This window comes from Kitasatospora sp. NPDC058046, from assembly GCF_042885595.1.
GTDB lineage: Bacteria > Actinomycetota > Actinomycetes > Streptomycetales > Streptomycetaceae > Kitasatospora.
In genome coordinates, this window is sequence record NZ_JBHVRS010000033.1 from 79,564 (window position 1) to 88,289 (window position 8,726).

At 69.4% G+C, this 8,726-nt stretch carries 8 protein-coding genes, 1 tRNA gene and 1 pseudogene; 7 read left to right on the top strand and 3 right to left on the bottom strand.

What is annotated here, in order from left to right; all coding sequences use genetic code 11:
- The first annotated feature begins 35 nt into the window (after positions 1 to 35).
- A complete protein-coding gene (locus tag ACFVU7_RS40870; protein ID WP_388051316.1) occupies positions 36 to 266 on the top strand; it encodes a hypothetical protein in 231 nt (76 codons plus the stop codon).
- On the opposite strand, the gene ACFVU7_RS40875 is transcribed toward ACFVU7_RS40870, so the two are convergent.
- The gene (locus tag ACFVU7_RS40875) at positions 248 to 1,282 is read right to left on the bottom strand and encodes a DUF6615 family protein (protein WP_388051318.1); all 1,035 of its coding nucleotides are present in this window, start codon (positions 1,280 to 1,282) and stop codon (positions 248 to 250) included. The two genes, ACFVU7_RS40870 and ACFVU7_RS40875, sit on opposite strands and share 19 nt — an antisense overlap.
- Positions 1,283 to 1,497: 215 nt before the next feature.
- Between ACFVU7_RS40875 and ACFVU7_RS40880 the strand changes: the two genes are divergently transcribed.
- The 3 genes from ACFVU7_RS40880 (at position 1,498) to ACFVU7_RS40890 (ending at position 4,854) form a co-directional block, all read left to right on the top strand.
- Positions 1,498 to 2,523 carry a hypothetical protein gene (locus tag ACFVU7_RS40880; RefSeq protein WP_388051321.1) on the top strand — a complete coding sequence of 342 codons (1,026 nt, stop codon included), beginning with the start codon at positions 1,498 to 1,500 and terminating at the stop codon, positions 2,521 to 2,523.
- Positions 2,524 to 2,603: 80 nt separating this feature from the next.
- A complete protein-coding gene (locus ACFVU7_RS40885) occupies positions 2,604 to 3,641 on the top strand; it encodes a hypothetical protein (protein WP_388051323.1) in 1,038 nt (345 codons plus the stop codon).
- Between the two features lie 67 nt (positions 3,642 to 3,708).
- The gene (locus ACFVU7_RS40890) at positions 3,709 to 4,854 is read left to right on the top strand and encodes an HK97 family phage prohead protease (RefSeq protein ID WP_388051326.1); all 1,146 of its coding nucleotides are present in this window, start codon (positions 3,709 to 3,711) and stop codon (positions 4,852 to 4,854) included.
- Positions 4,855 to 4,909: 55 nt separating this feature from the next.
- Here ACFVU7_RS40890 and ACFVU7_RS40895 read toward each other — a convergent pair whose 3' ends face one another.
- Positions 4,910 to 5,677 carry a DUF2690 domain-containing protein gene (locus tag ACFVU7_RS40895; protein ID WP_388051329.1) on the bottom strand — a complete coding sequence of 256 codons (768 nt, stop codon included), beginning with the start codon at positions 5,675 to 5,677 and terminating at the stop codon, positions 4,910 to 4,912.
- A 214-nt stretch (positions 5,678 to 5,891) separates the two neighbouring features.
- Between ACFVU7_RS40895 and ACFVU7_RS40900 the strand changes: the two genes are divergently transcribed.
- Positions 5,892 to 5,968 (top strand) — tRNA-Met (locus ACFVU7_RS40900).
- A 57-nt stretch (positions 5,969 to 6,025) separates the two neighbouring features.
- Here ACFVU7_RS40900 and ACFVU7_RS40905 read toward each other — a convergent pair.
- Positions 6,026 to 6,724, bottom strand: a complete 699-nt coding sequence (locus ACFVU7_RS40905; protein ID WP_388051332.1) for a hypothetical protein — start codon at positions 6,722 to 6,724, stop codon at positions 6,026 to 6,028.
- A 309-nt stretch (positions 6,725 to 7,033) separates the two neighbouring features.
- On the opposite strand from ACFVU7_RS40905, the gene ACFVU7_RS40910 reads away from it, so the two are divergent.
- Positions 7,034 to 8,350, top strand: coding sequence for a phage major capsid protein (locus tag ACFVU7_RS40910; RefSeq protein WP_388051335.1), 1,317 nt, complete (start codon positions 7,034 to 7,036; stop codon positions 8,348 to 8,350).
- Positions 8,350 to 8,726 (top strand): annotated as a pseudogene (locus ACFVU7_RS40915) (hypothetical protein); the annotation flags it as partial. The gene ACFVU7_RS40910 and the pseudogene ACFVU7_RS40915, both read left to right, overlap by 1 nt.

Sequence of the window (8,726 nt, forward strand, 5' to 3'; positions counted from 1 at the left end):
ACGACCCCGCCCGTCCCCCCGTGTGAGGATGAAGCATGACCACCGGAACACCGAGCGACCGCCAGCAGCTCAACGAGGACTGGCTGCGCAGCCGGCGCTGGGACATCCGCTACGCGAACGGCGAGCCCGTCACCACGCTCGACGGGCTCGCTCAGGTACTGCGCGTCGACCGGCAGGAGGCGGCCCGCCGAGTCCTGGCCCAGCCGTTCGGCAAGGCAGCGCCGCAGCAACTCCGCGACGAAGCGGCTCAGGAGGATCCGTCCTGACCCTCGCCCACATTCAGGGCGACCACCCAGCTGACCCGCTCGTCTGGCTGGTCAATCTCCCGCCCCGCGATCAGGTCCTCCACGTAGTCCGGTAGACGGTGTCGACGCGGGGCGTCAGCACCGTTGAACTCGTCCGGCACCACCTCTGCGAACGGCCACTGCCCGGACGACGGCCCGTCATTCAACGATTCATCTGGACCCAGCCGATCCATCCGGAAGACCTCAGGGACTGGCATGCCCAGCGGCATGTCGAGGTCGTAGATCACGTGCGGCCGACTGCTCCCATCCGACTCTGCCCTGTACCTGTCGGCCTCGGCCCTCGCCTGCCGCGCAGCAGCAGCTTCATCCGCCCGCCGAACGGCGTCCGCGCCTTCCTCGTCCATCCGCTCGAACCTGAACGCTGCCGCATCCAGGCCGTGCAGGCTGTCCGCCGGTCCTTCGCAGAAGAGCTTGTGCCATGGCACGCTCTGGTTCCGCACCGGGGCGTAGCCCTTCTTGCCATGGTCGAGGCGGGCCTGAACGATCCGCGCGGACACGATGGTGCAACCCAGGTGAGCCTGCTGCCCAGGTCCGTGCATGCAAGTGCTGATCCCGCCGAGCCCCGTGCGGGGTACCCAATTCCTGTGGTTGTAGAGGACGTAGAGCGGAATCATGCCCTTGTCGTCGGCAGACTGGATCAGCGCGTCGCACTGGCTGCGGCCCGTGGTGCCAGCGGGCGCGTCAAACTTGAACGCCCCACCGCGGCGAGCCCGCTTCGCCTGCACACGCAGCCCGATCCCGGAACTCCCTGAGTGAAGCCACCACTCCCAGTCCGACCCGTTCTTCGCCTCCTCAGCTGCCACGAATCGGTGGGAACGGATCTGAGCTTGGTGGAGGCGGATGAGGTCAATGAGGTTACGCCGGGTCAGATCGTCCTCGTGGGGCACCAGGCGGCCCCCGTCGAAGTGGTCTTGAGCGAGCAGTTCGAAGGTCCTCGCGGACAGCGCCCGGAAGGTATGGCACAACGATTGCCCCACAACACTTCCGGGGAGATCCTCCAAACTGATGGCCGGGTTGAGAGGCCGAGAGCAGCCCGGACAGTAGTTGTACCCCGGGTGGAGTTCCGACCCGCACATGCAGACCACAGCCATCCCCCTCAGTCTCCCCGGCGCCAGGAACACCGTAGTCCACGAAGCTGACGCTAAGCATGCTGATCGGGACGCTTGCCCTTCCACCCAAACCGGAGGGGCAAGTGAACGTCACCGCCAGGGTCGTCCGGCTGAGATTCCGTTCGAAGAACAAGCCGTTCGATGAGCACCTTCACCCGAGGGACGGCCACGGCCGGTTCGCGCACGGCTCCGCCGGCATGGGGCTGAACCCGGTGTTGGAGCGCATCAGGGCGGCTGCGGGTCGGTCGTCCAGGGCGCCGCGCTCCGAACCCCACTTCGACGAGGAGCAGCACGGCCTGGTGTTCCGCGACGGGCAGAGTGAGCGTGTCGCCAAGGCGTACAAGGCGAACGTCGTGGAGGGGATCACTCGCGACCTGCGGGACATGCCGGACGAGACGCTGCTGCTGGAGTCTGACCGGGCCTGGCTCGACAAGGTGCGCTCGGGGCAGATGCATGCGTACGAGGACCACGCGACCGGCATCGCCAACTCCGTCCCGCTGGGCAACTCCCCTGCGGACCCGTCCTGGACGCGCGTCGACGCGGACCGGGCCCGCGAGCTCCTGCGGCGCGACGCCGTCAACCAGGTGGTCGCCACCTGGGCGATGACCTCCAACGACGAAGACCCCGGGGCCCTCGCCCTCCAGGAGACCGCACGGGACGCCTTCGGCCTCCACCCAGCCGCAGACTGGCCCAGCACCGACCAGATCGCACGGGAGACCGCCGGCCAGCGGGCCGCCCTCGGCACCGGCCAAGCGGCGATCCTGACGGCGATGTGGGAACGCACCCAGAACCACCTCGCCGAAGCCCAACTCGGCTCTCTGACCGTGTGGCGCGGCGTGGCCACCCCCGACGGGCGGCCGCCCGCAGGCTGGACGGCCGACGGCAGCACCCTCTCCGACCCGCTGCTGCGCCCCCTCTCGGCCTTCTCCCTCGACCCGGACGTAGCCCACGGCTTCGCCACCGACGAGGGACCCGGCTTCGTGATGAGCGCGATCGTGCCCGCAGAGCGGGTGATCGCGACGCCGGCCACGGGGCTCGGCTGCCTGGACGAGTCGGAAGTCGTCATCCTGGCCGGCCCCGGCACCTGGCACTGGCAGACCGCCGAGTAGCCCCCGACCGCTCGGCGCGACACCACCCCCGGCCCGGTGCCACGCTGCCGCCGTCCTGATCCCCGGCAGAAGGCGGTGCGGTGCACGACTTCCCTGCCGTCACCCTGCGGTTGCGCCGCAAGAACCGGCTCTGGGACGAGGCCCGGCACGCGCGTGACCTCCAAGGCCGTTTCGCCCACCACCCGGGCGCCGGCCGAGTCGGCCTCCCGGGCACCCTCGCCGACGACCACGCGGTGAGCCAGGGAGACCTGCTCGGGAAGCGGGGGAGGTCCCCCGCGAAGCTCAAGGCCGCCATGTGCGACTCGCTCGCCAAGAAGATGAGCGGCGTCCCCGACGAGCAACTGCTGTCCGACCGCCAGCGCGACCGCCTCGCCCGGGTCCGTGCCGGAGACCTCGCCGCGTACCGGCCGGAGTCCGGGGCGAACGGCTACGCCGACCACATCGACCAAGCCGACCTCGACAGCGGCGCCCGCCGCGAGCCCTGGGGCTACGTGAGGATGGGCGCCGAGGAGTACCGGGACTTCGCCCGCGCCGAGGCCGTCTCCCACCACGTCGCCGGGTGGGCGGCGACCTCCAACGACCATGACGCGAACGCCCTCGCCCTCCAGGAGACCGCCCGCCAGGCCTTCAACCTCACCGACACCATGGCCTGGGACCACGGGGACGCCGACCTCGACGCCGAAACCGCCCAGGCCCTTGCCGAAGACGGCCCCGTGCTGCACGCCTTCCTCACCGCCATGTGGGAGAGCACCCAGGCGCACTTCGCCGACCTCGGCGTCACCCACGTCACCGTCCACCGCGGCTTCACCGGCGGCTACGACGACACCCACGTCAGCGAGATCGACGGCCAGGGCACGGTCACGGACCTGCCCCTGCGCCCGCTGTCCTCCTTCACCACCGAAGAGCATGTCGCCGCCGACTTCGCCACGCACGGCGGCGAGGTCCACGTCGGCTACACGATCAGCGGCGACGTGCCCGTCACCCGCGTCCTGGCCGTCCCGGGGACCGGCATCGGCTGCCTGGACGAGTCCGAGATCGTCGTCCTCGCCGGCCCCGGAGACTGGCACGTCCAGCAGGTCTACGCCGAGACCGACGACGACAACTGGTACGACGGGTAGAACGAGACCCAAGCCCGCCGCCCGCCTACCGTGACCGCCACCAACCCAGCGAACCGGGAGCGACACGGTGGCACCGACCCCCAGCAGCACGCTGGACCACAAGCAGGCGATGCTCGGCGTGCTGGAGACCGACGACGACCAGGGCACCTTCACCACGCTCGTGTCGATCACCGGGCTGCGCGACCACGATGGCGACGTGATCGAGCCCGGCGCCTACGCCCGCACCCTGACGGAGATCACGCCGAAGGGCGTGTGGTCGCACGACTGGAACGTGTGGACCGCCCGCACCGAACACACCGAGGAACTGCTGCCCGGCGACTCCCGACTGCCCGCCACCCTGCCGAACGGCCAGCCCTGGCCCGCCGAGGCCGGCGCTCTCCTGGTCAAGGGCCGCTGCAACCTGGCCACCCAGGCCGGGAAGGACATGTACGCCAACCTGCTGTTCTTCGGCGACCAGGTGCAGTGGTCGATCGGCTACCAGGTCCGAACGGCCAAACGCTCCAAAGGGGTTCGCCGCATCACCGACCTGGACCTGTACGAGTACAGCCCGGTGCTGTTCGGCGCGAACCCCTACACCTCGACCCTCGACCTCAAGCAGCACCCCGGCAAGGCCCGAGGCGTCCTGGCCGACACCCAGGTGGAACTGGCGCCGCTGGCCGGCACCCTGGAGGAGCGGATCGACGCCATCGCCTCCGCCGTGGAACAGCGCCTGCGCCCCACCGGGGAAGACCGCCTTGAGCACGGCACGGTGCAGGTCATCGGCACCTACCCGGACCGGGTCGTCGCGACCGTCTGGAGGTACACTGAGAACGGCTTCGGCTCGACCAGCTGGGAAGTCCCCTACACGCTCTCCGGCGACGGCGTCCCGTCCGTCGGCCAGCCCAACCCCGTGCGCCTGGTCCTCGACGTCGAAGGAACCGGACCCGACGCGGCGCTGGCCGCCCTCGCGCCCGACGTCGAACGGGTCGCCTCCCAGATGAAGACCCTCGCGGACCTCCAGCACAAGGCGGGACGCGTCCTGTCAGGGGAGAACGCCGACCGCCTGGCCTCCGCCGTACAGCATCTGGTCGCCGTGCTGGCCGCCGCCGGCATCGACTGGCAGACGCCCGAGCCCCCGACTGGCGAGAGCAAGAACCTGGCCACGGCGGTCCTCGAGCCGAACGAGATCAGCGCGGCCCTCGCGCTGTTCGCCGATGCCCGGGACGGCAGTTGAAACTTAGTGGAGCGCACGGGTTCAGCGGTGTCGTAGTACGGGTGCAGTTGCACCGCTAGATCCACCGCGTCTTTCCGAAGGCGTATTGGACCCATTTCCCGGCGCTGTTCTTGTGGTATAGCGCTCCCTCGGCCCGGTATAGGTAGTCATCATTGTTCATCATCGGCGTATAGCAGGTGACCTGGCCTGCCCGGACATGCCCGTTTCCGTTGGCCGTGTCGCAGTTGAAGGTGACAATGGTGTTATTGGGTGGGTAGAGGCGTTGAATGTAGGCATTCCCGAACTCATTGGCGTGGAGCTTCGCTCCGAAGTTCACGAAGGCCCACAATGTGGAGCATCGCGAGTTCTGCCGAAGATACACAATGCCGTAGACGCCGTCGCCCCTGACGATTTCTGCGGTCTCTTTGGTCTTCGAGTCGGAGGCGCAGGTGCGACCGCCGATCACCGCGTAAGGCGACTTGCCGGCGTACGGGTTGGCGCGTTGTGCCGCTTGAGCCGGTGTGGCCAGGCACAGTAGCGGCAGGACGGCGAGCGGGACGAGGAGAGACTTTGCCTTCACCACGTTCTCCCAGTGCAGAGGGTCGCGGAATTCATACCCAGAGTTACGTGACTGTACACAGCCCGCGCAGTTCTGGTGGCAGTTTGCCGCCGGTGGCGAACTGCCACCGCCGCCTGCCTGCTCCACTTGCACCACCTGAGCCTCGGCGAGACTCGCGACGCCGCCCATGCGCGGCCAGACCGAGCGACTGGCAACGAAACCACGGGCACCGCGCACAGTCCGCGTCAGCAAGGCCCTGCTGCCCGACGACGTCAGGCGCGACATGCTCGCCCGCTGCCACGAAGGTCTCCACCCCCGCCCCCGGCGACCCTCGAAGCCGTCATCAGCCGCCTCACGATCCTGTGCGACGACGAGGACTTCGGGGAGATCCCGTAACCCTCCCCGACCCTTGCCGGCCAGCTTGCCCGCTGAGCCGATCGGCAAAGGTCGGAACTGAGTTTGTGATCACCGGCTAGTGCCGTACAGTCGGGACCACCGACGCGGGGTGGAGCAGCTCGGTAGCTCGCTGGGCTCATAACCCAGAGGTCGCAGGTTCAAATCCTGTCCCCGCTACCACGAACGCTGAAGGGGCGGACACAGGTATGTGTCCGCCCCTTCAGCGTTCCTCGGCTTCTACAGGCGTCGATTTCGGTTCGCCAGCACGCCGGTTGACCTGTTGATCGGGGGATTCCAGCCGGTTCCGGACGCGGCGCCGGAGATTGCCGACGGCGAGACGCCGAGCCGCTCGGCCAGGTTGGTCGGCGAGTAGTTGCCCCGGCCGAGCTCGTCGTTCCGGTAGGCGTCGCGGGTGATCTTTCCCAGGTCGACCGTGGCCCACGTCGCCAGTACCCGATAGCCCTCCCGCACCCAGAACTGGGCTTCGAGCGCCCAGATCCCCGACGGCAGGCTGGTGTCGTGCACAGCCGACCACGCGGCCGGGGCGATCAGATGACCGGCGACGTACACCTCCGCGTCCTGCACGCCACGGTGTGGTCGGACGGTCGGGGGCAGGGCCGTGTGTGCCAGCGCGGTCATCCAGCCCTCCGGGGCCTTGACCAGGCAGCCCCAGGGCCCGCGGGTCCGGGTCAACGGCCACAGTCGCCATGCCGCGTACCGGTGCAGCCACTCCTCCGCCTGCTCGGAGCTGTCCGACGGCCCGTACAACTCGACCGAGGAGGAGGAGATGATCCGCAGGGCCCACCCGGCGGAGGTCCGAACGACGTGGAACGCCGTCCCGTCGACGGTCAGGGGCGGCTTCGTATCGCGGTCGTCGGCCGGTGGGCACGAGGCGGCATCCAGGAGTGGCAGTTGGGGTCTGGGGAAGGGGTACATGCGTGTCTCCAGCGCGCTGGCCGGCGGCAGCCGGGTGTCCGGCACCCTGCCGGACACCACCACACTCACCCACGTCCCACAGGCATGGGCACAGCCAAATCAGCTGCTAGAAGGGTGACTTGAAAGGGGAGAGCCCGACGGTCGGCGACGCCGGACACGCGCCTCGGCGCTCGACGCGACACTAGCGATCAGGTCTTCCTACGGTGTGCCGATCACCGTGGCGATCCGGTGCTGACCGGTCGCACGGCTCGACCCTCTCCGTCCCGCGCTGGCGGGGTGGCCCGGCACCATCCCGAGGAGCGCCACACCGTGCCCACCACCACCGACAAGACCCGACTCAAGGAGCTCAACGGCGCGCTGCGCGCCAAGGCCGCCGAACTCGACACCATCAGCGCGTCCTTCACCGTCGAGGACGGCGGAGTCACCGTCTCGGCCGAGAAGGCCGCCGCGTTCCGCAAGGCCCTCGGCGAGGCCCAGGAGATCAAGCAGCTGATCACCGACCTGGAGGGCGCGGCGAACGTCCACGCCTTCCTCAACGAGCCCACCTCGCAGCCCTTCGCCCCACAGGACGCCGCTCTCGCGGCCCACCTCGCCAGCCAGGTGAAGTCGCTCGGCCAGCAGTTCCTCGACAGCGACGAGTTCAAGGGCCTCAAGGCCGCCGGCTTCCGCGGCTCGTTCGACCAGATGGTGACCATCGACGGCGCCGCCCTGGACCAGCTCGGCCGCAAGGACGTCTTCAGCCGCAGCGCCGGCACCGCCGGTGTCCTCGGCTTCGGCACCCCCGAGCACCTGGACATCGTTCCGCGCGCGGTGCGCCCCGGCCGCATCCGGGACCTGTTCCCCTCCCAGACCACCACCGCCAACATCCTGTACGGGGTGCGCGTCACCGGCTTCACCAACGCGGCCGCGATCGTGCCCGAGCGGGCCATGGAGGTGCCGCCCGGCGGCACGGCCGCCGTCGAGGTGTACGCGCGAGCCCCGCAGTCGCAGCTGACGTTCAAGACCGTCACCTACCCGGTCGCCGAGATCGCGACCACGCTCCCCATCCACAAGAACACCCTGGCCGACGAGCCGCGGCTGCGCGACATCATCGACAGCGAACTCGTCGACGGCGTCAAGATGACCGAGGACAACGAGATCCTCTACGGCGCCGGCGGCGACGAGAAGATCACCGGCATCGTCAACACCCAGGGCGTGCAGACCTACGCCCAGGCCGACACCGACAAGCAGAGCGCGGCGATCCGCCGAGCGGCCACCCGCGCCGTGCTCGCCTTCTACCCGCCGAGCGGCATCGTGCTCCACCCGTTCGACTTCGAGGACCTGGAACTGGAGACCGACGGCCAGGGCGCGTACCGGGTCGCCGTGAACGTCGCGATCGGCGCGCAGAAGGTCGTCTGGCGGCTCGCCGTGGTGGACTCCATGGCCATCAACCAGGGCAAGTTCCTCATCGGGTCCTTCGGCCTGGGCGCGCGCCTGTACGACCGGGAGCAGGTCTCGGTCCAGGTCAGCACGGAGAACCGCGATAACTTCGAGAGGGGCGTCGTCACGATGCGCGGGTCCGAGCGCATCGGCCTCGAAGTGCCGCGCCCCGAGAGCTTCGTCTACGGCAACTTCAAGGCGCACTGATGGCCGCCCGCAAGCCCACCACGAAGCCCACCGCCGCCCCTGCGGCGAAGACCGCCGGCGCGGACGGCCCGGACCTGGAGACCCCGCCAGCCGAGCTCTCGGCCGCCGCGCCGCTCGACCCGCCGCCCGGCCCCACAGCCGAGCCGGAGCCGGACCACGTGGAGCCGACGACCCCGGGCATCGCCGCCCACCAGCCCCTGGCCTCCGGCCACGTTGACCTGGTGGACGAGGACGGCACCCTGCTGCCCCACGACCTGGAGCAGCTGTTCGACCTCTCCCATCCCGAGCAGACCGTCGTCTTCCCCCGACTGCGGATCTACCAGCGCCGGACCTACCCCGGCACCCACCGGACGGTCACGCAACTGCTCTACGTGCC

What these genes read in the sequence shown, in the direction of transcription:
- ACFVU7_RS40895 (WP_388051329.1), bottom strand. Translation starts at nt 5,677, where the DNA reads ATGTCGCGCCTGACGTCGTCGGGCAGCAGGGCCTTGCTGACGCGGACT.
- ACFVU7_RS40905 (WP_388051332.1), bottom strand. Translation starts at nt 6,724, where the DNA reads ATGTACCCCTTCCCCAGACCCCAACTGCCACTCCTGGATGCCGCCTCG.
- ACFVU7_RS40870 (WP_388051316.1), top strand. Translation starts at nt 36, where the DNA reads ATGACCACCGGAACACCGAGCGACCGCCAGCAGCTCAACGAGGACTGG.